Raw genomic sequence first — 21,500 nt, 5'->3', positions numbered from 1 at the left:
TCAGATGGGTGCGGCTTCAGATGGGGTGCGGCTTCAGGTGGACAGCGGCTGGCGGGACCAGCCGAAGTGGTCGACCGGGCCGTGCCCGGCACCCAGCCGCCAGTGCGCGGCCCCGGCCAACGCGCCCGCCACGTACCCCTTGGCGAAGATCAGGGCGGCCGGTACGTCGTCACCGAGGGCCAGCCGGGCGGCGACCGCCGCCGCGAAGCTGCACCCGGTGCCGTGGGTGTTGCGGGTGGCCAGCCGCTCACCGGTCAGCTGCCAACTGCTGTCGGCCGTCGCGACCACGTCGACCGCCGCCGGGTCGGTCGACGTACCGTCCGGGTCGCCGCCGGTGACCACCACGAACCTCGGCCCGCCGGCGACCAGCTCGGCCGCCGCCCGTGCCATCTCCTCGCGGGTCCGCACCGGCCAGCCGACCAGCGCCGACGCCTCCGCCCGGTTCGGCGTCGCCACCAGGGCGTACGGCAGCAGCCGCTCCACCGCGCCGACCACCCCGAGCCGGTGCCCGCTGGTGGAGACCAGCACCGGATCGACGACCAGGTTCGGCAGCTCCCCCGCGCGGGCCAGCGCGGCGACCACCCCGGCGACCCGCGCCGTACCGAGCATGCCGGTCTTGACCGCAGCCACCGGCAGGTCGACGCGGACCGCCTCGATCTGGGCACGCACCTGACCGGCGGGCAGCTGGTGCACCGCCGTCACACCCCGGGTGTTCTGTGCCGTCACCGCCGTGATCGCGCTGGTGCCGTGGACGCCGAGCGCGGCGAAGACCTTCAGGTCGGCCTGGATGCCGGCGCCGCCGCCGGAGTCGGATCCGGCGATCGTCATCGCCACCACCGGGGTGGTCCGGTCGCCGGTCATCAGCAGCCCACCTCGGCCGGCAGCAACCCGGCGGCCAGCTCGCGGACCACGGCCGCCGGGTCGGCGGCCCGCATCACCGCGCCCATCACCGCCACCCCGGCGGCACCGGCCGCCCGACAGGTGGCGACCTGCTCCGCCGTGGTCACTCCGGCGAGCGCGACCACCGGCCGGCCGGCGGCCCGTGCCAGGCGGGCCAGCCCGGCCGGACCGAGTGGCGGCCCGTAGCCGGGTTTGGACGCGGTCGTGAACACCGGTGACACCGTCACGTAGTCCTCCGTGGTCAGTCGGCCGAGTTCGGCCTCGTCGTGGCAGGAGCGCCCGACCAGCCCGAAGCTCGGCGGCGGGTAGGGCCCAGCGGCGCTCAGGTGCACGGCGTCACCGCCGAGCGGGTCCGGACCAGCGACGATCAGGGTGCCGCCGGCCGGAGCGAGAACGCCGCGCAACTGGTCGGCCAGCGCGACGCGCTGCGCCCGGGGCAGGTCGCGTTCCCGCAGCACCACCTGCCGGACGCCGCCGGCCACCGCCGCCGCCACCACCTGCGGCAGCGGCCGGGTCGCCTGTCGACGGTCGGTGAGCAGCACGATCCCGTTCACAGCTCGGGCCGCCCCTCGTCCGGAGTGGACGCCAGCGCGTGGAACCGCTTCGGGATCCGACCGGCGCGGGCCGCCAGCCGGCCGGCGTCGATGGCGTACCGCATGGCGGTGGCCATCGCCACCGGGTCGGCGGCCCGGGTCACCGCGCTGGCCAGCAGCACCGCGTCGCAGCCCAGCTCCATGGCGAGCGCGGCGTCGGAGGCGGTGCCGACCCCGGCGTCCAGGATCACCGGGATGTCGACCGACTGACGGATCAGCCGGAGGTGGTGCGGGTTGAGGATGCCCAGGCCGGAGCCGATCGGCGCGCCGGCCGGCATCACCGCCGCGCAACCGACGTCGGCCAGCCGCCGCGCCAGCACCGGATCGTCGGTGGTGTACGGCAGCACGGTGAAACCCTCGTCGACCAACTGCTCGGCGGCGCGCAGCAGCTCGGCACCGTCCGGCAGCAGGGTCCGCTCGTCGCCGATGACCTCCAGCTTGACCCAGTCGGTGTCGAACGCCTCGCGGGCCAGGTGGGCCACCTTCACCGCCTCGGTGGCGGTGTAGCAGCCGGCGGTGTTCGGCAGCAGCCGTACGCCGCAGCGTTCCAGCAGGTCGAGCAGTCCGCCGTGCATGGTGGCGGCGCTGTCCACCCGGCGCAGTGCGACCGTCACCAGCCCGGTGCCGCTGGCGGCGATCGCCTGCTCCAGGATGTGCAGGTTGGCGGCGCCGCCGGTGCCGAGGATCAGCCGGGAGTCGAAACTGTGCCCGGCGACGGTGAACGGCATCCGGTTCACCCGCCCTGCGCGGCGATCAGGACCTCGACCCGGTCGCCGTCGCACAGCTGCTCGGCCGGCCAGCCGCTGCGCGGCACCACCGCACCGTTGACGGCGACGGCGACACCCCGGTCGGCGTCGGTGACCGTACGGACGACGTCGGCGAGCGTGACACCGGTCGGCGTGGTGACCGGCGCGCCGTTCACGATCAGCTCCATGGCTCCTTCTCCCTCGCGTTCTCCCTGTTCGCAGCCGTGAACCGGCCCGGTTGGAACGGTGCCAGCACCGGATCCGGGTCGGCGCCGGCGGCCAGGTCGGCGATCAGGTCGGCGGTCACCGGGGTCAGCACGATGCCGTGCCGGTGATGTCCGGTCGCCACCAGCACCCGCCCGTCGGCCGTGGGAAGCCAGCCGAGCAGCGGCGCGTTGTCGGGCGTACCGGGCCGGGCCGCTGCCCGCGCCTCGACCAGCTCGTACTCGGCGATCTCCGGCAGCAGGTCGGCGGCGGCGCGCAGCAGCTCCAGCACCGCACCGGCGGTCACCGTGGTGTCGCCGCGTTCCTCGACGGTGGCGCCGACGACCACCTCCCCGTCGGCGCGCGGCACCAGGTAGACCTGTCGGCCGTCGGCGTACCCCCGGATCACGTGCCGGAACCCGACGGCGCCGGCGGGTGCCCGCAGCCGCAGGATCTGGCCTTTGACCGGCCGTACCGGCAGCCCGGTCAGCGTCGCCGAGCCGCAGCCGGCGGCCACCACGACCACTTGCGCGTCCAGTGTGGAGACGTCGGTGACCGGTTGCGGGACCACGGTGACCCCGGTCCGGTCCAGCGCGGTGTCCAGTGCCGCGACCAGCCGACGCGGGTCGACCTGGTGGTCGTCGGGCATCAGCGCCCCGCCGCGTGCCCTCGGGGCCAGCGCCGGTTCGCGATCCCGCAGCGCCGTGGCGCGCAGCAGCGTGATCGGCAGGTCCAGGCTCTGCTGGTACGCCCAGAGCCGCTGCGCCTCCTGCCGGTCGTCGCCGGTGAGGGTGACGACCAGGGTGCCGTCGGTGCGGTAGCCGATGTCCTGGCCGGTGACGGCGGTCAGTTCGGCGGCGAACGCCGGCCAGCGGGCCGCCGAGTCGACCAGCAGCCGGGTCAGCTCCGCCTCGCCGAAGTGCGACTCGGCGACCGGGGCGAGCATCCCGGCGGCCACCGACGACGCCCCGGATCCGGGTGCCGGGTCGTGCAGCACGGTACGCAGTCCACGCTGCGCGCACCGCCAGGCGATCCCCATCCCGATCGGCCCGCCGCCGACCACCGCCACGTCGGCCCGACCGTTGGCGGGCCCGCTGCTTGTCGCCGTCATGCCGGCGCTCCGTCGGCGGCGGCGGTCGGCCGACGACGTACCGCTGTCAGCAGTTCGGCGGTGGCCCGGCCCGGGTCGGCGGCGGCCGCGATCGCGCCGACCACCGCGACCCCGTACGCCCCGGCGGCCAGCAGGTGTGCAACCCGGTCCACGGTGACCCCGGCGATCGCGACCACCGGTACGTCGACCGCGGCGGCGACGGCGGCCAGCCCGGCCGGCCCGATCGGGTCGGGCAGCCCGGTCTTGGTGCCGGTGGCGTAGCACGGCCCGACCCCCAGGTACGTCGCCCCGGCGGCGACCGCCGCCCGCCCGGTGGCCGGGTCGCGCGCGGTGGCACCGAGGATCGCGGCCGGCCCGAGCACCCGACGGGCGGCGTCAACCGGCAGGTCCGCCGCGCCGACGTGCGCGCCGGCCGCGCCGGTGGCGAGTGCGATGTGCAACCGGTCGTTGACCAGGCAGGTCACCCGGTACGCGGTGCATTCGGCGACCGCACGGACGGTCAACTCGTAGGCGTCCCGGTCGGACATGTCGTCCTCGACGCGCACCTGCACGACGAGGTCGGCGACGGCGTCGGCAGCGCGGGCGGCGGCCAACGCGGCCCGCAGTACGCCGAGCGGGTCGCACCCGGGTCGGGTGTCGGTGATCAGATGCAGTCGCCCAAGGGACGGCACGGCAACGCTCCTCCCTGCGCCGGCATTACCCGGATCAGGTTCGACGGTCGGAGGCCGCGTCAGCCTCCCTCTCAGCCCGGTGCACCGGGCTCCCGTGGGTTACTTGCCTGTTACCGTACGACGGTCTCGTCGATCCGCCAAGGGCCAATCCGAGGCAACCTTCGGTCTGCCGCCCTCGCCCCGCTGTCGGCCGTGACCAGGCTCACCGCGCGGTCGAGGTCGCGCACCGCGGTCGAGGTCGTGGCTGACCGGCGGGAGCCAACCTGTCCTCGTCCAGCGCAGGTATGGTTTCAGCAATATTCCTGTGAGGAATAATTATTCCACACAGGAATACCGTCACGACGCAATAGGTGTCCCGGGACCAGTCGACGACGCCGACGCGGGGCCGAGACAGCGGCGCTCAGTTCTGCTCAGCTCAGCGAGTCGGTGAGGGTGCCCGCCTTCGCGGCGGCGACGAAGGCCGACCAGCTCGCCGGCGCGATCACCAGCGCCGGACCGCCCGGATCCTTCGAGTCCCGCACCCCGACGACCACACCCAGCCCGTCAGCCACCTCGACACACTCACCCTGATTGTTCGATCGGCTGCTCTTGCGCCAGCTAGCGCCGGAAAGATCGATCACGACTCGTACTCCTTCGCGGTCTGCCAGAAGAGGTCACGACTGGCCTGCTCATCCTTGGTCTTCGGGGCCAGCGCGGCCAACGCCTCGATGGTCGGCAGGTCCGCGCCGTACAGCTCACATAGCAGCACCACGTCCTCGGTGCGGCATGTCTCTACCACGACACCACGACAGCGTTTTCGACTACTAATTGATCATCGATGTAAGTCCAGCCGAGGAGACAAGATCATGTGAGGCTCAGCTCAGCGAGCCGCCGGGGCCGGCCGGATCCGGCAGGATCGCGCGCAACTCGGCGAGGTCGTCGGCGTCCGGCTGCCACGACCCGGCGGCGGCGTTCGCCCGTACCTGCTCGGCGGTGGTCGCCCCGGCGATCACCGACGCCACCGCCGGCTGCGCGGCCAGGCCGCCGATCGCGACGGTGAGCAGCGACAGGTCCCGCTTCGCGGCGTACGCGTCGAGGGCCTCGATGACGTCCCACGGTGCCCCGGCCAGCCGGGCGACGTACCGGCTGCCCTCGCCCGCCAACCGGCTGCCCGCCGGCGGCGCCTCGGCCCGGCGGTACTTGCCGGTCAGCAGCCCGTCGGCGAGCGGGAAGTACGGCAGCAGCCCCAGGCCGAAGCGCCGACAGGCCGGCACCACTTCCTGCTCCACCCGCCGGTCCAGCAGGTTGTACTCGTTCTGCGCGCTGACGAACGGTGACAACCCACCGGTACGCGCGGTCCACGCGGCGTCGGCGATCTGCCAGCCGGCGAAGTTGGAGCAGCCGACGTAGCGGACCTTGCCGCCGCGTACCAGGTCGTCCAGGGCCTGCAGGGTCTCCTCGACCGGGGTGACCGGGTCCGGCTCGTGGAACTGGTACAGGTCGATGTGGTCGGTGCCGAGTCGGCGCAGCGACGCCTCGACGGCCCGCACGATGTAGCGCCGGGAGCCGCGTACCCCGTGGTCGACGCCGTTGCGGCCGGCCATGTCCATGCCGAACTTGGTGGCCAGCACCACGTCGTCACGGCGGCCGCGCAGCGCCGCCCCGAGCTGCTCCTCGGAACCGCCGGGCGGGGTGCCGTAGATGTCGGCGGTGTCGAACAGGGTGATCCCGGCGTCGATGGCGGCGTCGACGACCGCCCGGGTGCCGGCGGCGTCCAGCTTGCGGCCGAAGTTGTTGCAACCGACCCCGACCGCCGACACCATCAGCCCCGAGTCGCCCAACCGGCGGTAGATCATCTCAGTCACACCGGCCAGCCTACGACGGTCAGCGGACGTCCCAGACCGGCTCGGGGACCTCGACCACCTCGCCGTCACCCTGGAACAGCACGAACCGGTCGAACGACCGGGTGAACCAGCGGTCGTGGGTGACCGCGATCACCGTACCTTCGAAGGCCTTGAGCCCTTCCTCCAGCGCCTCGGCCGAGGCCAGGTCCAGGTTGTCGGTCGGCTCGTCGAGCAGCAGCAGGGTCGCGCCGGACAGCTCCAGCAGCAGCACCAGGAACCGGGCCTGCTGGCCACCGGAGAGGGTGCCGAACCGCTGGTCGCCCTGGCCGGCCAGGTCGTAGCGGGACAGCACACCCATCGCCGCGTGCCGGTCCATCCCGGCCCGGTGGTCGTCGCCGCGCCACAGCACGTCGGCGAGGGTCTGGTCGAGCAGTTCCGGCCGGTCGTGGGTCTGCGAGAAGTGGCCGGGCCGGACCCGGGCACCGAGCCGCACCATGCCGTCGTGGACCACCGGGGCAAGCGCCGCGCCGGCGATCGGTCCGGCCGCCGGGTCCGGGTCGGTGCCGCCCCGGGCCAGCAGCCGCAGAAAGTGCGACTTGCCGGTGCCGTTGGCGCCGAGCACCGCGACCCGGTCGCCGTACCAGATCTCCAGGTCGAACGGGTACGTCAGCCCGTCGAGCTCCAGCTGCTCGCAGATCACCGCCCGCTTGCCGGTCCGGCCGCCGGACAGGCGCATCCGCAGCGACTGGTCCTTCGGCGGCAGCGGCGGCGGGCCGGCCTCCTCGAACTTGCGCAGCCGGGTCTGCGCCGCCTGGTAGCGCGAGGCCAACCCGTCGTTGTACGCCGCCTTCTGTTTGTACATCAGCATCAGTTCGCGCAGCTTCTCGTGCTCCTCGTCCCAGCGCCGACGCTGCTCCTCCAACCGGGCGTGCCGGGCCGTGCGAGCCTCGTGCCAGCTGGCGAAGCCACCCGGATGGGTCCACGCCGAGCCGCCTTCGACGGCAACCACCCGGTCGGCGGTCTGGGCCAGCAGCTCCCGGTCGTGCGATACGTAGAGCACCGACTTGCCCGACTCGCGCAGCCGCTGCTCCAGCCACCGTTTACCCGGTACGTCAAGGAAGTTGTCCGGCTCGTCGAGCAGCAGCACCTCGTCGGTGCCGCGCAGCAGCAGCTCCAACGCGAACCGTTTCTGCTGTCCACCGGACAGCGTCCGGACCGGACGGTCCCGGACCCGTTCCCAGGGCAGGTCCAGCACGGTGGTGGCGACGGTGTCGAAGACGACCTCGGCCTCGTAGCCGCCGGCTTCACCCCAGGCGGCGAGGGCGTTGGCGTACCCGATCTGGATCTTCTCGGCGGCTGCGGAGTTCGCGGCCGCCGCGGCGTGCACGGCCCGTTCGGCGGCGGCGAGCCGCTCCCCGGCGGCCCGCAGCGGCGGTGGCGCGAGCGACAACGCCAGGTCGGCAAGGGTACGGTCGTCGCCGATCATGCCGATGAACTGCCGCATCACGCCGAGCCCACCGGAGCGGGCAACCGATCCGGTGGCCACCGGCAGGTCACCGGCGACCATCCGCAGCAGCGTCGTCTTGCCGGCGCCGTTCGGGCCGACCAGGGCGACCTTGGCCCCCTCACCGACCCGGAACGACACATCGGCGAACAGTTGCCGGCCGTCCGGCAGGGTGTGCCCCACTGCGGCCACGTCCACGTATCCCACCCCGGCATGGTGCCTGATCGCAGCAGCTGTCGGCAGCTGAGATTCGCGCCGCCGGCCGCCGGGTGGTCGTCAGTGCGTACGGTGGGTGACCCGCAGCACCCGGTAGCCCTTCTGGCTGGCGTGCCGTTCGACCTGCCAGCCCTGCTCGCGCAGCCACTGCTGCACCGAGTCGCCGCCCAGGTAGCGGGCGATGACCAGCCAGCCGACGCCGTCCGGGGCGAGCCGGGGCAGCCAGCGGGCCAGCAGGGCGTGCAGTTCCGCCTTGCCGACCCGGATCGGCGGGTTGGACCACAGCTGGGTGAAGCTGATCTCCGGAGGTACGGAGTCGGGGTCGGCGACCCGGACCCGGTCGGCGACGCCGAGCCGGTCGGCGTTGGCCAGGGTGAGTTCCCGGGCACGGGCGTTGACGTCCACCGCGTGGACCGTGGCGGTCGGCGCGTGATCGGCCAGCACACAGGTGATCGGGCCGTACCCGCAGCCGAGGTCGAGAAACGGCCCGGGGTCGGTCGGCACGGGCAGGTCGGCCTTGCGCAGCAGGACGGCGGTGCCCGGGTCGAGCCGGCCGGCGGAGAAGACTCCGGCGGCGGCGGTCAGCGTGTAGTCGCGCCCGGCCACCGAGAAGTCGATTTCCGCCCGGACGTCGGCGGTGGTGGGCTGCGGGCTGAAGTAGTGGTCGCCGGTCACCGCCGCATTGTCCCAATCGCGACCCGGCGGTCCGACGGCAGCGTGTTACCCGCCCGGTCCGTTACCCTGTGCGACATGACGTACGGGTACGAATCCGGCGCGGGGCATCGACCACCCCGACCGGTCGGCCCGCCCCGGACCCCGTACGCCGGCCCGCCCGGCAACCCACCCGCCGGCCCGCCCAGGACCCCGTCGGGTGATCCGCCGACCGAGTTGATTCCGGCCATGCCGCCGGCCGGTCCGGGCCGGCCGACCCGGCTGCGCAACCAGCCCGGACGGCGACGATCCACCCGTACGTCGACGGCGGTCGACCGCCTGCCGCCCGGTGGCCGTCGGCCCCGGCCCGCCCCGGCTCCCGCCCGCCCCGGTCTGTGGTCGTCGACCACGGTGTGGCAGGTGGTGATCAGCGGACTGTCCGTCCTGCTGATGCTCGGCGTCTGCGGCCTCAGTTCGTTCTTCATCGTGGCCGACGAACGCAACGGCCGGGTCTCCGCCGGGGTCGCCGAGCCCGGCGAACCGACCCCGGCGCCCCGTGACATCAGCTCCCGCGAGGTCGACCCCGAACCGTTGACGGTGGAGGAGGTCTTCCCGACCGGCGACATCGTGATCGACCCGGCCGAACCGCCGTACCAGCTGTTGAAGACCCAGGTCGAGGCGCGCTGCCGGGCGGCGGTCGCCGGCGACATCGGCCCGATGCTCGACGAACTCGGCTGCAACCAGGTCGTCCGGGGCACCCTGCGCTCCCCCACCGGGGAGTACCTGATCACGACGGGCGTGTTCAACCTGGCCGACGCGACCGGTGCCGAATGGGCCCACACCCGGATCAAGCCGCTGGTCGACGAGGAGAAGGGACGCTTCCAGGGCATGATCGCCGACGAGGGTACGGAGGCCGTCGCGCTCTCCTCGGCCCAGGTCGGCTGGCACTCCCTCGGCCACTTCCTGATGTACTGCGTGATCGCCCGCGCCGACGGCCAACCGGTGCCCGCCGACGACCCGTACGCCCGGCAGATCCTCTTCGACATGCTGCAGCTGCACCTGCAGGCGGGTGTCCTGGAGAAACGGGCGGTGCAGCCGGCGGGTGACGGCGGTCGGTAGCCGCAGCCGTCACTCGACGGCGGTCGGTAGCCGCAGCCGGCGGGTGACGGCGGCCCGGTCGGCGTAGCCGGCCGGATCGGCCGGGTAGCCGACCTCGACCAGGGTGAGCCCGTGTGGTGGGGCGACGGTGACCTCACTGGACCGTTCCCGCCGGCTCAGCAGCGCACCCGGCCAGTCGGTCGGCCGCCGGCCGTCACCGACGAAGAGCATCGCGCCGACGAGGCTGCGCACCATCGCCTGGCAGAAGGCGTCCGCCATCACGGTGCCGATCAGGGTGCCGGTGTCGTCGCGCTGCCAGTCCAGCCGGGTGATCTGCCGGATCGTGGTGGCGTGTTCCTTACGGCGGCAGTACGCGGCGAAGTCGTGCTCGCCGACCAGGTGGGCGGCGGCGGCGTTGAGCGCGGCCAGATCCAGCGGACGCGGCCAGGCGAGGGTGTCGTGGCGGCGCAGCGGCTCGGCACCGTACGGGGCGTCGGTGACCCGGTAGGCGTACCGCCGGAAGGTCGCCGAGAAGCGGGCGTCGAAGTCGGCCGGCACCTCGGCGACCGCCCGCACCCGTACGTCGCGGGGCAGCGTGCCGGCGAACCGACGCAGCAGGGTGCCGGACCGTTCGGCCCAGACCTCGGCCGGTACGTCGAGGTGGCAGACCTGGCCGCTGGCGTGCACCCCGGCGTCGGTGCGCCCGGCCACCGTCAGCCCGACCGCGACGGCCGGCCCGAACGCCCGGTCGAGCGCGGTGGTCAGCTCGCCGGCGACGGTACGCCGCTGCGGCTGTACCGCCCAGCCGGAGAAGTCGGTGCCGTCGTAGCTGACGTCGAGCCGGAGACGGACGTACCCCTGCCGCACCTGGACCTCCTGCTGCGCTGCGCGGATGTGGACAAGACAGCGGGACCCGGCGCTGCTGTCGCAGCGCCGGGTCCCGCCGGGTGTGCTCGTCGTCGGACGACTCAGGCCTTGTTGTCGCCTGCGGCGACCGCTCAGGCCTTGCTGTCGCCCTCGCCGGCCGGAGCGTCCTGGGTGGCACCGGTGTCGGTGTCACCGGAGGCCGACACCGGCGGCTCGGCGTCCTGGTCGTCGCTGCGCGCGGCCGGGGTCTCGTCGGCTCCGGCGAGTGCCTCGACCTTGTCCTGCTGGGCGGCGGCCTTACGGTCGGCCTTGGCCGGCGTCGGGGCGGCCACCACCAGCTCCTCGACCAGCTCGATGATCGCCATCGGGGCGTTGTCGCCCTTGCGCGGGCCGGTCTTGACGATCCGGGTGTAGCCACCCGGACGGTTGGCGAACCGCGGCGCGATCTGGTCGAACAGCTCGAAGACCACGTCCTTGTCCCGCACGACGGTCAGCACCCGACGACGCGAGTGCAGGTCGCCCCGCTTGGCCTTGGTGATCAGCTGCTCCGCGAGGGGGCGCAGCCGCTTCGCCTTGGTCTCGGTGGTCTTGATCTTGCCGTGCCGGAACAGCGACGTGGCCAGGTTCGCCAGCATCATCCGCTCGTGCGCGGGGCTGCCGCCGAGGCGGGGGCCCTTGGTGGGCGTGGGCATGGTTGGTGCTCCTCAGTGGTGGCGGCAGCCGGTGTTACAGCTGCTCGGTCTCGCGGTAGTCGTCGGTGTCGTAGTCGGCTTCGCTGAAGGCGTCCACGACGTGTGCCGGGTCGAAGTTGGGCGCCGAGTCCTTCAGGCCCAGCCCCATCCCGGCGAGCTTCATCTTGACCTCGTCGATCGACTTCTGACCGAAATTCCTTATATCGAGGAGGTCCGCCTCGGTCCGCCCGATCAGCTCGCCGACGCTGTTGATGCCCTCGCGCTTGAGGCAGTTGTACGACCGTACGGTCAGGTCCAGCTCCTCGATCGGCAGCGCCAGATCGGCGGCCAGCTGGGCGTCCTGCGGCGACGGCCCGATGTCGATGCCCTCGGCGGTCTCGTCCAGCTCACGGGCCAGGCCGAAGAGCTCGACCAGGGTGGAGCCGGCCGAGGCCAGCGCGGTACGCGGCCCGATCGACGGCTTGGTCTCGACGTCGATGATCAGCCGGTCGAAGTCGGTCCGCTGCTCGACCCGGGTCGCCTCGACCCGGTAGGTGACCTTGAGCACCGGCGAGTAGATCGAGTCGACCGGGATCCGGCCGATCTCGGCACCGGCCTGCTTGTTCTGCGCGGCGGTGACGTAGCCACGGCCCCGCTCGACGGTCAGCTCCATGTCGAGCCGGCCCTTGCCGTTGAGGGTGGCCAGCTTCAGATCGGGGTTGTGCACCGAGACACCGGCCGGCGGCTGAATGTCCCCGGCGGTGACGTCGCCGGGGCCCTGCTTGCGCAGGTACATGCTGACCGGCTCGTCGTGCTCGGAGCTGACGCAGAGCTCCTTGACGTTCATGACCAGCTCGACCACGTCCTCCTTGACACCGGGGATCGTGGTGAACTCGTGCAGCACGCCGTCGATCTTGATGCTGGTGACCGCCGCACCCGGGATGGAGCTGAGCAGGGTACGCCGCAGCGAGTTGCCGAGCGTGTAGCCGAAACCCGGCTCCAACGGCTCGATGGTGAACAGGGACCTGGTCTCGCTGATCGACTCCTCGGACAGAGTCGGCCGCTGGCTGATGAGCACGTACTTCTCCTTGGGTCGGGGCGACCGCTATATGACGCCCGTCGGTGGTGCACCCGTCGGTGGGGGTCGCGGTCGGCCGGTGCCGGCCGCGACCCCCACCGACGGGGGTGGCTCACTTCGAGTAGAGCTCGACGATCAGCTGCTCCTGCACCTGCGTGTCGATGACCTGACGCGCCGGCATCGAGTGCACGAGGATCTTCATCTGGCTGGGGATCGCCTCCAGCCAGGCCGGGACGGTCTTCGAGCCGGCCTCGCCCTGGGCGACCAGGAACGGGGTCAGCTCCTTCGACTTCGTCCGCACCTCGACGATGTCGTGCTCCTTGACGCGGTACGAGGGGATGTCGACCTTCTTGCCGTTCACCGTGAAGTGCCCGTGCTTGACCAGCTGGCGCGCCATGTCCCGGGACTTGGCGTAGCCGGCGCGGTACACGACGTTGTCGAGCCGGGACTCCAGGATCTGCAGCAGGACCTCACCGGTCTTGGCCTGCTTGGCCACTGCTTCCTCGTAGTAGCCGCGGAACTGCTTCTCCAGCACGCCGTACACCCGGCGGGCCTTCTGCTTCTCCCGCAGCTGCAGGAGGTACTCGGTCTCCTTGGTCCGACCACGGCCGTGCTGGCCGGGCGGGAAGGGCCGGGATTCGAACGGGCACTTCGGCCCGTCGCACTTGCTGCCCTTGAGGAACAGCTTCATCTTCTCGCGCCGGCAACGGCGGCAGTCGGCACCCGTGTAACGAGCCATCTTTTCCTAACCTCTCAGACCCGGCGACGCTTCGGCGGACGGCACCCGTTGTGCGGCTGTGGCGTGACGTCGGAGATCTGCCCGACCTCCAGGCCGACTGCCTGCAGCGAACGGATGGCGGTCTCCCGGCCGGAGCCGGGGCCCTTGACGAAGACGTCGACCTTGCGCATGCCGTGCTCCATCGCCCGACGGGCGGCTGCCTCGGCGGCCAGCTGCGCGGCGAACGGAGTCGACTTGCGGGAGCCCTTGAAACCGACCTGGCCGGCGGAGGCCCAGGAGATCACCGCGCCGGTCGGGTCGGTGATCGAAACGATGGTGTTGTTGAAGGTGCTCTTGATGTGCGCCTGCCCGTGGGCGACGTTCTTGCGTTCCTTGCGCCGGACCTTCTTGACAGCGGCTCCAGCGCGAGCCTTCGGTGGCATGAGTTTTCTGCGCTCCTATTGGACGATCGAGGTATCCGGTCGGACCCGGTGACGGCCAGTACTACTTCTTGCCCGGCTTCTTCTTGCCGGCGACGGTCCGCTTCGGGCCCTTGCGGGTCCGGGCGTTGGTCCGGGTGCGCTGGCCGCGCACGGGCAGTCCGCGGCGGTGCCGGATGCCCTCGTAGCAGCCGATCTCCACCTTGCGGCGGATGTCTGCGGCGACCTCACGACGCAGATCACCTTCGACCTTGAAGCTGGCCTCGATGTGATCGCGGAGCTGGACCAGCTCCTCGTCGGTGAGGTCGCGGACCCGCTTGTTCGGGTCGATGCCAGTCGCGGCGAGCGTGGCGATCGAACGGGTCCGGCCGATCCCGAAAATGTAGGTGAGCGCGATCTCCATCCGCTTTTCGCGGGGCAGATCGACGCCGACTAGACGTGCCATGTGCGGGCGTACTCCTCAGGTGGTGTGCGCGGAGGTCTGAGCCCGCCCCACCCCGGCTGCCCAGGTCGGCCGACCCGTACGGGCCGTCGACGTGCCGGGCCCCGGCCTCCGACCGGGGGTTGGGCCGCGTCGCACAGCGACGTGTCGCGCTGTGGCTCGCGGCTGGGACGAGCATGTGCTGTTGTGCGGATCGGCCGCCTGAGCCGCCCCGTCGCCGGCCCGGCGGTTGCCGGTCGGCCCCTGGGGTCAGCCCTGGCGCTGCTTGTGCCGGGGGTCGGTGCAGATCACCATCACCCGGCCGTGCCGGCGGATAACCCGGCACTTGTTGCAGATCCTCTTGACGCTCGGCTTGACCTTCACGGTGTGCCTTACTTCCAGTGACGCCCTGTCCGCAGGCGCGGACCGGGCTTGAGGACGGACACGGGACGCCCCGGCCGCCGTCAGGTGGTTACTTGTAGCGATAGACGATCCGCCCGCGGGTGAGGTCGTACGGCGAGAGCTCGACGACGACCCGGTCCTCGGGCAGGATGCGGATGTAGTGCTGCCGCATCTTGCCGCTGATGTGAGCCAGCACCTTGTGGCCGTTGGCGAGCTCCACCCGGAACATGGCGTTCGGGAGTGGCTCGATCACTCGGCCCTCGATCTCGATGGCCCCGTCTTTTTTCGGCATGTCCTCCGCTGTCCTGACGTCGGTTGCTCGGGATCGGCTCACAACACCATTCGCGGACCGTCGCCTGGGCCCGCCGACCGGGAACCGGTCCGCCGACCTTGCGACACGCCCGCGCCAGCCGCGGCTCCAGACATCTGCCGGGTGCGACACGGGTCGTGAAACCCGCCCGCCACTCGATCAGAAACGGCCTGCCGAAGCGCAGAGCAGGCACGCTGGAGAGGACGCTGTGCGCCGACCTATCAGTGTACGCGGGTTGTCACGCGGACAGCAAACCGCGCGTCGCCGGGGGTCAGTGTATCCGACAAACCCCGACACCACGGGTGATTACCACCCTCAGCCGTACGGGTGTCGTCGCCCGCAGCCCTCGTGCGGCACCTGCGCCGCGCGGGCGGGCGCGTCGGCGTCGTCGCTACGCGGCGCTCGGGCCCTGCTCCCGTTCGATCCGTTTCCGCTCGGACCTCGCCTGCTTGTCCAGTTCCCGCTGCGCCTGCTTGGCGGTCCACCGCTGCGGCTCACCGTTCATCAGGCCAAGCACCGTGGTGACGATCAGCACCGCACCCCACGGGCCGGCCACCCAGCCCGGCCAGAAGTAGAGCAGATCCTGGGACATGACACAGATCACCGCCCAGATCGCGGTGGTGATGCCCACCGCAGTGCCGTACCCCTCCCACTGTTTGGTGACCCAGCGGCGGGTGGCATGCGGGTAACGACCGTCCGGGCCCGGGGTCAGCTCCGCCGGCAGCCCGGCACCGATGATCGGTGCCAACTGCGCTGATCCGGCGGCGGCCACCGGCGGGAGATCGGTCAACAGGCCGCCCAGGTCGCCGTACGTCTTCGCCGCGTACACCCGCTGGAGGCGCTCGTCGAACTCGGCCAGGTCCAGCCGGCCCTCGTTCAGGGCCGTCCGCAACCGCTCAGCCACCGCTTCACGGTCGGCGTCGCTCGCCCGCATCCCGTCCCGCCGATCCATGGGTACGAGCATGACACCCCGCCGCCACCGCTGGCCAACGCGGGTCGGCCGCGACGGCCAACGCGGGTCGGCCGCAACGCGACCTCAGCTCCGCGACTGCGCGGGCTGCCGGGCAGTGACCAGGTCACCCAGCCGGGACCGGCCGCCGTCGGGCTCGGTCAACACCCAGACACCGTCGGGCAGCAACGCCATCGAGTGCTCGACGTGCACCGCCATCGACCCGTCCCGGGTCACCACCGTCCAGCCGTCGGCCAGCTCCTCGGTACGGGCCGACCCCTCGGTGATCATCGGCTCGATCGCCAACGCCATCCCCGGGACCAGCTTCGGCCCCTTGCCGGGCCGGCCGTAGTTGAGCACGTGCGGGTCCTGGTGCATCTCGGTGCCGATCCCGTGCCCGCCGTACCCCTCGACGATGCCGTAGCGGCCACCCGCCCGGATGGCCCGCTCGATCGCGTACGAGATGTCGGTGAGCCGGCCCCGGCCGCTGGCCGCGCCGCGCGCCGCGGCGGCGATCCCTGCCCAGAGCGCGTCCTCGGCGACCGTGACCATCCGCAGCAGTTCGGGCCGGACCTCGCCGACCGTCGCCGTGAACGCGGCGTCGCCGTGCCAGCCGTCCAGGATCGCCCCGCAGTCGACCGAGATCACGTCCCCGTCGCGCAGCACCTGGTCGGCAGCCGGGATGGCGTGCACCACCTGGGCGTTGACCGACGAGCAGATCGTCGCCGGAAACCCGTGGTAGCCCTTGAACGACGGCACCGCGCCGGCGTCCCGGATGGTCTGCTCGGCGATCGCGTCCAGGTCGGCGGTGGTGACACCGGGTGCGATCGCGGCCCGCATCCGGGCCAGCGCGTCGGCCACCACCAGGCCGGCGGCCCGCATCAGGTCGATCTGCTCGGGGGACTTCAGCTGGATGTCCAGCTGTTGGCGGCGCATCGGGCGTTACCCGCCGTACGAGCGCAGGGCGTCGATCGCGCGTACCGTGACGTCCTCGACCGGGCCGGTGGCGTCGATCCCCACCAGCTTGCCCTGGGCTCCGTAGTAGTCGACCAGCGGCGCGGTCTTGTCGGCGTACTCCACCAGCCGACGGGCGATGGTCTCCGACTTGTCGTCGTCGCGCTGGAACAGCTCCGCCCCGCACCGGTCGCAGCGGCCCTCGGTGGCCGGCGCGTCGAACTCGACGTGCCAGATCTTGCCGCAGCCGCGGCAGGTACGGCGGCCCGACAGCCGCCGGATCACCTCGTCGTCGTCGACGACCAGCTCCAGCACCAGGTCCAACGCGGTACCAAGGTCAGCCAGCAGCTTGTCCAACGCGGCGGCCTGCGGAGTGGTCCGCGGGAAGCCGTCGAGCAGGAAACCGTCGGCCGCGTCCGGCTCGGCCAGCCGGTCCCGGACCATGTTGATGGTCACTTCGTCCGGGACCAGCTTGCCGGCATCCATGTACCGCTTCGCCTCGACGCCCAGCGGCGTTCCCTGGGTGACGTTGGCACGGAAGATGTCCCCGGTCGAGATCTTGGGCACGGCCAGGTGAGCGGCGATGAACTCGGCCTGGGTCCCCTTCCCCGCCCCGGGGGGACCGACCAGTACCAGCCTCATCTACCGGAGGAACCCTTCGTAGTTGCGCTGCATGAGTTGGCTCTCGATCTGCTTCACGGTCTCCAGTCCGACGCCGACCATGATCAGCACGGCGGTGCCACCGAACGGGAAGTTCACGTACTGGTCGCTGTCCAGCCAGATGAAGAAGAAGTTCGGCAGGACGGAGATGATGCCCAGGTAGAGCGCACCCGGCAGGGTGATCCGGCTGAGGATGAAGTCGAGGTACTCGGCGGTGGGCCGGCCAGGCCGGATACCAGGGACGAAGCCACCGTACTTCTTCATGTTCTCCGCGACCTCGGTCGGGTTGAACGTGATCGACACGTAGAAGTACGTGAAGAAGATGATCATGAAGAAATAGGTGACGATGTAGATCGGGCTGGTCGGGTTCGCCAGGTTGTTCTGGATCCAGGCCTGCACCTGGCCAGGGTCGTTCGGATCGAAGAACTGTAGCCCGAGCTGCGGGAGGTAGAGCACCGAGGAGGCGAAGATCACCGGGATGACACCGGCCTGGTTGACCTTCAGCGGGATGTAGGTGGAGGTACCGCCGTACATCCGCCGGCCGATCATCCGCTTGGCGTACTGCACCGGGATGCGCCGCTGCGCCTGCTCGATGAAGACCACTGCGGTGATGACCATCAGGACCAGCAGCAGCACCAGGGCGAACATCCCCCAGCCGTGGGTGTTCTTGATGGCCCAGCCCTCGCTCGGCAGCCGCGCCGCGATCGAGGTGAAGATCAGGACGGACATGCCGTTGCCGACGCCCCGGTCGGTGATCAGCTCGCCGAGCCACATCACCACGCCGGTGCCGGCGGTCATCGTGATGACCAGGACGCTGAGCGTCAGCCAGGTCGGCAGGCCGGTGCCGTCCGGGATGATCGGCCACTGGTCGCACATGTTGTTGAACAGCTGACCGGAGCGGGCGAGCGCGACGAAGGCCGAGGCCTGCAGGACGCCCAGGCCCAGCGTCAGGTACCGGGTGTACTGGGTGATCTTCGCCTGACCGGACTGGCCCTCCTTGCGCAGCTGCTCCAGCCGGGGGATGACCACGGTGAGCAGCTGCAGGATGATCGACGCGGTGATGTAGGGCATGATGCCCAGCGCGAAGACCGACAGCGACAGCAGCGCGCCACCAGAGAAGAGGTTCAGCAGGGTGAAGACCCCGCTGGTGTCGCTGTTCTCCATCGTGTTGATGCACTGCTGCACGTTCCCGTACGACACACCGGGGCTGGGCAGCGTGGCCCCGAGCCGGTAGATCGCGACGATGAAGACCGTGAACAGCAGCTTCTTGCGCAGGTCAGGCGTTCGGAACGCACTGAGAAAGGCGGAGAGCAACTTCTTCCTCCTGCTGCGCGAGGTGGCCGCCGGATGTCCTGGCGGGTCGGGGCGGGTACGGGGCGCCCGATATCCATGGCTGGCATCGGACTCTAACAGTCCGGCGTCGGTCTGGGCAGGCGTGCCCTAGAACATACACCGATCCCGATGTTAACGGGATGAAAGCTTTCCCAGTAGGCCGTGGCGCCCGTCAGTCGTGAAGAACTGAGCGAGCGCCACGTCCAGGCTGAGGTGTTCAGAGCTCGGTGACCGAGCCACCAGCAGCGGTGATCTTCTCCTTGGCGGCACCGCTGAACGCGTGCGCCGACACCTGGAGCGCCACACCGCCCAGCTCGCCGCTGCCGAGGACCTTGACCGGTTGACCCTTACGGACCGCGCCCGCCTCGGTCAACTGCTCCGGACCGACCGCTCCACCGTTGGGGAAGAGTTCAGCCAGCCGGTCCAGGTTGACCACCTGGTAGACGACCTTGAACCGGTTCTTGAAGCCCTTGAGCTTCGGCAGCCGCATGTGGATGGGCATCTGCCCACCCTCGAACGCGGCAGGGATGTTCTTCCGGGCCTTCGAGCCCTTGGTGCCCCGACCGGCCGTCTTGCCCTTGGAGCCCTCACCGCGACCCACCCGGGTCTTCGCGGTCTTGGACCCCGGCGCCGGCCGGAGGTGATGGACCTTGATCGTCATTACTCGACCTCCTCGACCTGCACGAGGTGGTTCACGGTGAAGATCATGCCCCGGATCTCGGGCCGGTCCTCCTTGACCACCACGTCGTTGATCCGCTTGAGACCGAGCGACCGCAGCGACTCCCGCTGGTTGCGCTTGGTCCCGATCCCGGACCGGACCTGGGTCACCTTCAGACGTGCCATTGCAGCCGCCCTCCGTTCATTGTCGCTGTCACGCCCCTGCGCCCGCGCGGGAGGCGAGCATCGCGGCCGGGGCCACGTCCTCGACCGGCAGACCACGCCGGGCAGCCACCGCCTCCGGCGACTCCAGGCCCTTCAGCGCGGCCACCGTGGCGTGCACGATGTTGATCGGGTTGGACGAGCCGAGGCTCTTGGAGAGCACGTCGTGGATGCCCGCGCACTCCAGCACCGCACGCACCGGTCCACCCGCGATGACACCCGTACCGGCGCTCGCCGGCTTCAGCAGGACCACGCCGGCGGCGTCCTCGCCCTGCACCGGGTGCGGGATCGACGCGGCGATCCGGGGCACCTTGAAGAAGTGCTTCTTGGCCTCCTCGACACCCTTGGCGATCGCCGCGGGCACCTCCTTGGCCTTGCCGTAGCCCACGCCCACCGTGCCGTCGCCGTCGCCCACGATCACCAGGGCGGTGAAGCTGAACCGCCGGCCGCCCTTGACGACCTTGGCGACCCGGTTGATCGCGACGACCCGCTCCAGGTGTGGGGTCTTCTCGACGGGCGCGTTGCCGCGACCGCCCTCACGGCGGTTGTCGCGGCGACCACCTTCGCTGCCACCGGACCCGCCGCCACGACGCTGTTGACCTGGCATCAGCAGTCTTCCTTCCTACTCGTGACGGGGTTTGCTTCGATTCGACTCGTCTGGATACGCATCAGACGGCCGTCAGAACTCGAGTCCGGCTTCGCGGGCGGCGTCGGCCAGCGCGGCGATCCGCCCCGCGTACCGGTTGCCCCCACGGTCGAACACGACCTTGGAAACGCCTGCCGCCCTGGCCCGCTCGGCGAGCAGCGTGCCCACCTTGCCGGCCAGCTCGCTCTTGGCACCGGCGGTGCCGCGCAGCGAAGCGTCCATCGTCGAGGCCGACGCCAGGGTGTGACCCTTGGTGTCGTCGACGATCTGGGCGACGATGTGCTTCAGGGAACGGGTGACCACCAGGCGGGGCCGCTGGGCGGTCCCGCTGACGCTCTTGCGGACCCGGAAGTGCCGGCGCGCCCGCCCGATGGCACGCCGCGCGGAGACGCTGCCGCCCGCCCGGCGCTTCAGCAGTGTGGCGCTCACTTCTTACCTGCCTTTCCGGCCTTACGGCGGATGACCTCGCCCTGGTACTTCACGCCCTTGCCCTTGTACGGCTCCGGCGGACGGATCTTCCGGATGTTGGCGGCCACCTCGCCGACCTGCCACTTGTTGATCCCGGCGACGTGGAACAGCGTCGGCCGCTCCACGGTGAAGGTGATCCCTTCCGGGGCCTGCACCAGCACCGGGTGCGAGAACCCGAGCGCGAACTCGAGGTCCTTGCCCTTGGCGGTGACCCGGTAACCCGTACCGGCGATCTCCAAGGTCTTGCGGTAGCCGTCGGTCACCCCGACGATCATGTTCGCCACCAGCGTGCGGCTCAGGCCGTGCAGCTCCTTGGCCCGACGCTCGTCGTTGGCGCGGGAGATCTGCAGCTGGCCGTCCTCGCTGCGGTCGACCGTGATCAGCTCGGGCAGCACGTGGGCGAGCTCGCCCTTGGGCCCCTTCACCGTGACGGTCTGGCCGTCGATCTTGACATCGACGCCGGACGGCACCGGGATCGACTTACGTCCAATACGCGACATTGTTACCAGTCTCCCGATTACCAGACGAAGGCGAGGACTTCCCCGCCAACGCTCCGCTTACGGGCCTGCCGGTCGGTGAGCAGTCCCTGGGACGTCGAAATGATCGCCACGCCCAGGCCACCGAGCACCCGCGGCAGTTCGTCCGACTTGGCGTACACCCGCAGACCCGGCTTGGACACGCGCTTGATCCCGGCGAGGCTGCGCTCCCGGTTCTGGCCGTACTTCAAATCGACCACCAGCCGCCGGCCGACGGCGCCCTCGGCGGGCTCCTCGACCTGCCAGGTCGAGATGTAACCCTCGGCCTTGAGGACCTCGGCGATGTTCGCCTTGATCTTCGAGTACGGCATCGTCACCCGGTCGTGGTACGCCTGGTTGGCGTTGCGCAGACGGGTCAGCATGTCTGCGATCGGGTCGGTCATCGTCATGGGTCTCGTCAACCTTTCTCGCCGGGGTTCCCGACGGCTGTGCCGTCGGGCCTACGGCGAAGACCTGTCAAGGTGGGTTACCAGGAAGCCTTGGACACGCCGGGCAGCTCACCGCGGTGCGCCATCTCCCGGATGCACACCCGGCAGAGGCCGAACTTGCGGTACACCGCCTTCGGACGTCCGCACCGCTGGCAACGGGTGTACGCGCGTACCGAGAACTTCGGCTTCGCGGCGGCCTTGATGATCAACGCCTTCTTGGCCAT

The 21,500-nt window shown here is 70.9% G+C and carries 31 protein-coding genes and 1 riboswitch; of the genes, 1 reads left to right on the top strand and 30 read right to left on the bottom strand.

Annotated features, from left to right (window positions below):
* Nucleotides 1-33: 33 nt before the first annotated feature.
* The 11 genes from thiD to ACN28F_RS19480 all read right to left on the bottom strand — a co-directional run bounded on the left by thiD (nt 34) and on the right by ACN28F_RS19480 (nt 8,443).
* The gene (thiD, locus tag ACN28F_RS19530) at nt 34-861 is read right to left on the bottom strand and encodes a bifunctional hydroxymethylpyrimidine kinase/phosphomethylpyrimidine kinase (protein WP_289209339.1); all 828 of its coding nucleotides are present in this window, start codon (nt 859-861) and stop codon (nt 34-36) included.
* The gene (locus tag ACN28F_RS19525) at nt 861-1,454 is read right to left on the bottom strand and encodes a thiamine phosphate synthase (protein WP_289209338.1); all 594 of its coding nucleotides are present in this window, start codon (nt 1,452-1,454) and stop codon (nt 861-863) included. Before ACN28F_RS19525 ends, thiD begins: the two co-directional genes overlap by 1 nt.
* Nucleotides 1,451-2,221 carry a thiazole synthase gene (locus ACN28F_RS19520; RefSeq protein ID WP_289209337.1) on the bottom strand — a complete coding sequence of 257 codons (771 nt, stop codon included), beginning with the start codon at nt 2,219-2,221 and terminating at the stop codon, nt 1,451-1,453. Before ACN28F_RS19520 ends, ACN28F_RS19525 begins: the two co-directional genes overlap by 4 nt.
* Before the next feature lie 5 nt (nt 2,222-2,226).
* Nucleotides 2,227-2,427, bottom strand: a complete 201-nt coding sequence (gene thiS, locus ACN28F_RS19515; RefSeq protein WP_289209336.1) for a sulfur carrier protein ThiS — start codon at nt 2,425-2,427, stop codon at nt 2,227-2,229.
* Nucleotides 2,418-3,554, bottom strand: a complete 1,137-nt coding sequence (thiO, locus tag ACN28F_RS19510) for a glycine oxidase ThiO (RefSeq protein WP_289209335.1) — start codon at nt 3,552-3,554, stop codon at nt 2,418-2,420. Before thiO ends, thiS begins: the two co-directional genes overlap by 10 nt.
* A complete protein-coding gene (locus tag ACN28F_RS19505) occupies nt 3,551-4,225 on the bottom strand; it encodes a thiamine phosphate synthase (RefSeq protein ID WP_289209334.1) in 675 nt (224 codons plus the stop codon). Before ACN28F_RS19505 ends, thiO begins: the two co-directional genes overlap by 4 nt.
* Nucleotides 4,220-4,331, bottom strand: a riboswitch (TPP riboswitch). (Overlaps the previous gene by 6 nt.)
* Before the next feature lie 304 nt (nt 4,332-4,635).
* Nucleotides 4,636-4,845: a DUF397 domain-containing protein gene (locus ACN28F_RS19500; RefSeq protein WP_421359069.1), complete on the bottom strand. Its 210-nt coding sequence runs from the start codon at nt 4,843-4,845 to the stop codon at nt 4,636-4,638.
* Nucleotides 4,842-4,976 (bottom strand): hypothetical protein, encoded by a 135-nt coding sequence (locus ACN28F_RS19495; RefSeq protein WP_289209332.1) that lies wholly within the window; start codon nt 4,974-4,976, stop codon nt 4,842-4,844. Before ACN28F_RS19495 ends, ACN28F_RS19500 begins: the two co-directional genes overlap by 4 nt.
* 103 nt (nt 4,977-5,079) lie before the next feature.
* A complete protein-coding gene (locus ACN28F_RS19490) occupies nt 5,080-6,060 on the bottom strand; it encodes an aldo/keto reductase (RefSeq protein WP_289210822.1) in 981 nt (326 codons plus the stop codon).
* 28 nt (nt 6,061-6,088) lie between these two features.
* A complete protein-coding gene (locus tag ACN28F_RS19485; protein WP_289209331.1) occupies nt 6,089-7,759 on the bottom strand; it encodes an ABC-F family ATP-binding cassette domain-containing protein in 1,671 nt (556 codons plus the stop codon).
* A 69-nt stretch (nt 7,760-7,828) separates the two neighbouring features.
* Nucleotides 7,829-8,443 (bottom strand): class I SAM-dependent methyltransferase, encoded by a 615-nt coding sequence (locus ACN28F_RS19480; RefSeq protein WP_289209330.1) that lies wholly within the window; start codon nt 8,441-8,443, stop codon nt 7,829-7,831.
* A 75-nt stretch (nt 8,444-8,518) separates the two neighbouring features.
* Between ACN28F_RS19480 and ACN28F_RS19475 the strand changes: the two genes are divergently transcribed.
* Nucleotides 8,519-9,538 (top strand): hypothetical protein, encoded by a 1,020-nt coding sequence (locus tag ACN28F_RS19475; protein WP_289209329.1) that lies wholly within the window; start codon nt 8,519-8,521, stop codon nt 9,536-9,538.
* 9 nt (nt 9,539-9,547) lie between these two features.
* On the opposite strand, the gene truA is transcribed toward ACN28F_RS19475, so the two are convergent.
* From truA to ACN28F_RS19380, 19 genes are all read right to left on the bottom strand, one after another.
* The gene (gene truA, locus ACN28F_RS19470) at nt 9,548-10,384 is read right to left on the bottom strand and encodes a tRNA pseudouridine(38-40) synthase TruA (RefSeq protein WP_289209328.1); all 837 of its coding nucleotides are present in this window, start codon (nt 10,382-10,384) and stop codon (nt 9,548-9,550) included.
* A 131-nt stretch (nt 10,385-10,515) separates the two neighbouring features.
* Complete coding sequence (gene rplQ / locus ACN28F_RS19465) at nt 10,516-11,076, bottom strand: 50S ribosomal protein L17 (RefSeq protein WP_421359066.1); 561 nt, start codon at nt 11,074-11,076, stop codon at nt 10,516-10,518.
* Between the two features lie 34 nt (nt 11,077-11,110).
* Entirely contained in the window at nt 11,111-12,133 is a 1,023-nt protein-coding gene (locus ACN28F_RS19460) for a DNA-directed RNA polymerase subunit alpha (protein ID WP_282224021.1), read from the bottom strand.
* A 112-nt stretch (nt 12,134-12,245) separates the two neighbouring features.
* Nucleotides 12,246-12,872 (bottom strand): 30S ribosomal protein S4, encoded by a 627-nt coding sequence (gene rpsD, locus ACN28F_RS19455; RefSeq protein WP_282224022.1) that lies wholly within the window; start codon nt 12,870-12,872, stop codon nt 12,246-12,248.
* Nucleotides 12,873-12,886: 14 nt separating this feature from the next.
* A complete protein-coding gene (rpsK, locus tag ACN28F_RS19450) occupies nt 12,887-13,294 on the bottom strand; it encodes a 30S ribosomal protein S11 (protein ID WP_007073011.1) in 408 nt (135 codons plus the stop codon).
* A 61-nt stretch (nt 13,295-13,355) separates the two neighbouring features.
* Complete coding sequence (gene rpsM / locus ACN28F_RS19445) at nt 13,356-13,736, bottom strand: 30S ribosomal protein S13 (protein ID WP_282224023.1); 381 nt, start codon at nt 13,734-13,736, stop codon at nt 13,356-13,358.
* Nucleotides 13,737-13,982: 246 nt separating this feature from the next.
* A complete protein-coding gene (gene rpmJ / locus ACN28F_RS19440) occupies nt 13,983-14,096 on the bottom strand; it encodes a 50S ribosomal protein L36 (RefSeq protein ID WP_012184307.1) in 114 nt (37 codons plus the stop codon).
* An 88-nt stretch (nt 14,097-14,184) separates the two neighbouring features.
* Entirely contained in the window at nt 14,185-14,406 is a 222-nt protein-coding gene (infA, locus tag ACN28F_RS19435) for a translation initiation factor IF-1 (RefSeq protein WP_007073013.1), read from the bottom strand.
* Between the two features lie 409 nt (nt 14,407-14,815).
* Nucleotides 14,816-15,376 (bottom strand): DUF1707 SHOCT-like domain-containing protein, encoded by a 561-nt coding sequence (locus tag ACN28F_RS19430; RefSeq protein ID WP_289209326.1) that lies wholly within the window; start codon nt 15,374-15,376, stop codon nt 14,816-14,818.
* An 84-nt stretch (nt 15,377-15,460) separates the two neighbouring features.
* The gene (gene map, locus ACN28F_RS19425) at nt 15,461-16,309 is read right to left on the bottom strand and encodes a type I methionyl aminopeptidase (RefSeq protein WP_289209325.1); all 849 of its coding nucleotides are present in this window, start codon (nt 16,307-16,309) and stop codon (nt 15,461-15,463) included.
* Nucleotides 16,310-16,315: 6 nt separating this feature from the next.
* Entirely contained in the window at nt 16,316-16,969 is a 654-nt protein-coding gene (locus ACN28F_RS19420) for an adenylate kinase (RefSeq protein WP_289209324.1), read from the bottom strand.
* A complete protein-coding gene (gene secY / locus ACN28F_RS19415) occupies nt 16,970-18,301 on the bottom strand; it encodes a preprotein translocase subunit SecY (RefSeq protein WP_289209323.1) in 1,332 nt (443 codons plus the stop codon).
* A gap of 235 nt (nt 18,302-18,536) precedes the next feature.
* Nucleotides 18,537-18,980 (bottom strand): 50S ribosomal protein L15, encoded by a 444-nt coding sequence (gene rplO, locus ACN28F_RS19410; protein WP_282224028.1) that lies wholly within the window; start codon nt 18,978-18,980, stop codon nt 18,537-18,539.
* Nucleotides 18,980-19,162, bottom strand: coding sequence for a 50S ribosomal protein L30 (gene rpmD / locus ACN28F_RS19405; RefSeq protein WP_289209322.1), 183 nt, complete (start codon nt 19,160-19,162; stop codon nt 18,980-18,982). Before rpmD ends, rplO begins: the two co-directional genes overlap by 1 nt.
* A 28-nt stretch (nt 19,163-19,190) precedes the next feature.
* Nucleotides 19,191-19,805: a 30S ribosomal protein S5 gene (gene rpsE, locus ACN28F_RS19400; protein WP_289209321.1), complete on the bottom strand. Its 615-nt coding sequence runs from the start codon at nt 19,803-19,805 to the stop codon at nt 19,191-19,193.
* A gap of 72 nt (nt 19,806-19,877) precedes the next feature.
* The gene (gene rplR / locus ACN28F_RS19395; RefSeq protein ID WP_353850556.1) at nt 19,878-20,261 is read right to left on the bottom strand and encodes a 50S ribosomal protein L18; all 384 of its coding nucleotides are present in this window, start codon (nt 20,259-20,261) and stop codon (nt 19,878-19,880) included.
* A gap of 8 nt (nt 20,262-20,269) precedes the next feature.
* Entirely contained in the window at nt 20,270-20,812 is a 543-nt protein-coding gene (gene rplF / locus ACN28F_RS19390) for a 50S ribosomal protein L6 (RefSeq protein WP_282224031.1), read from the bottom strand.
* Between the two features lie 17 nt (nt 20,813-20,829).
* Nucleotides 20,830-21,237: a 30S ribosomal protein S8 gene (gene rpsH, locus ACN28F_RS19385; protein WP_282224032.1), complete on the bottom strand. Its 408-nt coding sequence runs from the start codon at nt 21,235-21,237 to the stop codon at nt 20,830-20,832.
* 77 nt (nt 21,238-21,314) lie between these two features.
* Nucleotides 21,315-21,500, bottom strand: coding sequence for a type Z 30S ribosomal protein S14 (locus tag ACN28F_RS19380; protein ID WP_007465272.1), 186 nt, complete (start codon nt 21,498-21,500; stop codon nt 21,315-21,317).

It is taken from the genome of Solwaraspora sp. WMMA2101 (assembly GCF_049179175.1).
GTDB lineage: Bacteria > Actinomycetota > Actinomycetes > Mycobacteriales > Micromonosporaceae > Micromonospora_E.
Note: the sequence above shows the minus strand (reverse complement) of the source record. Positions and strands in the feature narration are given on the sequence as shown.

Coding starts and splice junctions, on each gene's coding strand:
- thiD (WP_289209339.1), bottom strand. CDS start 861: ATGACCGGCGACCGGACCACCCCGGTGGTGGCGATGACGATCGCCGGA.
- ACN28F_RS19520 (WP_289209337.1), bottom strand. CDS start 2,221: ATGCCGTTCACCGTCGCCGGGCACAGTTTCGACTCCCGGCTGATCCTC.
- thiS (WP_289209336.1), bottom strand. CDS start 2,427: ATGGAGCTGATCGTGAACGGCGCGCCGGTCACCACGCCGACCGGTGTC.
- thiO (WP_289209335.1), bottom strand. CDS start 3,554: ATGACGGCGACAAGCAGCGGGCCCGCCAACGGTCGGGCCGACGTGGCG.
- ACN28F_RS19490 (WP_289210822.1), bottom strand. CDS start 6,060: ATGATCTACCGCCGGTTGGGCGACTCGGGGCTGATGGTGTCGGCGGTC.
- ACN28F_RS19475 (WP_289209329.1), top strand. CDS start 8,519: ATGACGTACGGGTACGAATCCGGCGCGGGGCATCGACCACCCCGACCG.
- rplQ (WP_421359066.1), bottom strand. CDS start 11,076: ATGCCCACGCCCACCAAGGGCCCCCGCCTCGGCGGCAGCCCCGCGCAC.
- rpsD (WP_282224022.1), bottom strand. CDS start 12,872: ATGGCTCGTTACACGGGTGCCGACTGCCGCCGTTGCCGGCGCGAGAAG.
- rpsK (WP_007073011.1), bottom strand. CDS start 13,294: ATGCCACCGAAGGCTCGCGCTGGAGCCGCTGTCAAGAAGGTCCGGCGC.
- rpsM (WP_282224023.1), bottom strand. CDS start 13,736: ATGGCACGTCTAGTCGGCGTCGATCTGCCCCGCGAAAAGCGGATGGAG.
- infA (WP_007073013.1), bottom strand. CDS start 14,406: ATGCCGAAAAAAGACGGGGCCATCGAGATCGAGGGCCGAGTGATCGAG.
- ACN28F_RS19430 (WP_289209326.1), bottom strand. CDS start 15,376: ATGGATCGGCGGGACGGGATGCGGGCGAGCGACGCCGACCGTGAAGCG.
- map (WP_289209325.1), bottom strand. CDS start 16,309: ATGCGCCGCCAACAGCTGGACATCCAGCTGAAGTCCCCCGAGCAGATC.
- ACN28F_RS19420 (WP_289209324.1), bottom strand. CDS start 16,969: ATGAGGCTGGTACTGGTCGGTCCCCCCGGGGCGGGGAAGGGGACCCAG.
- rplO (WP_282224028.1), bottom strand. CDS start 18,980: ATGACGATCAAGGTCCATCACCTCCGGCCGGCGCCGGGGTCCAAGACC.
- rpmD (WP_289209322.1), bottom strand. CDS start 19,162: ATGGCACGTCTGAAGGTGACCCAGGTCCGGTCCGGGATCGGGACCAAG.
- rpsE (WP_289209321.1), bottom strand. CDS start 19,805: ATGCCAGGTCAACAGCGTCGTGGCGGCGGGTCCGGTGGCAGCGAAGGT.
- rplF (WP_282224031.1), bottom strand. CDS start 20,812: ATGTCGCGTATTGGACGTAAGTCGATCCCGGTGCCGTCCGGCGTCGAT.
- rpsH (WP_282224032.1), bottom strand. CDS start 21,237: ATGACGATGACCGACCCGATCGCAGACATGCTGACCCGTCTGCGCAAC.
- ACN28F_RS19380 (WP_007465272.1), bottom strand. CDS start 21,500: ATGGCCAAGAAGGCGTTGATCATCAAGGCCGCCGCGAAGCCGAAGTTC.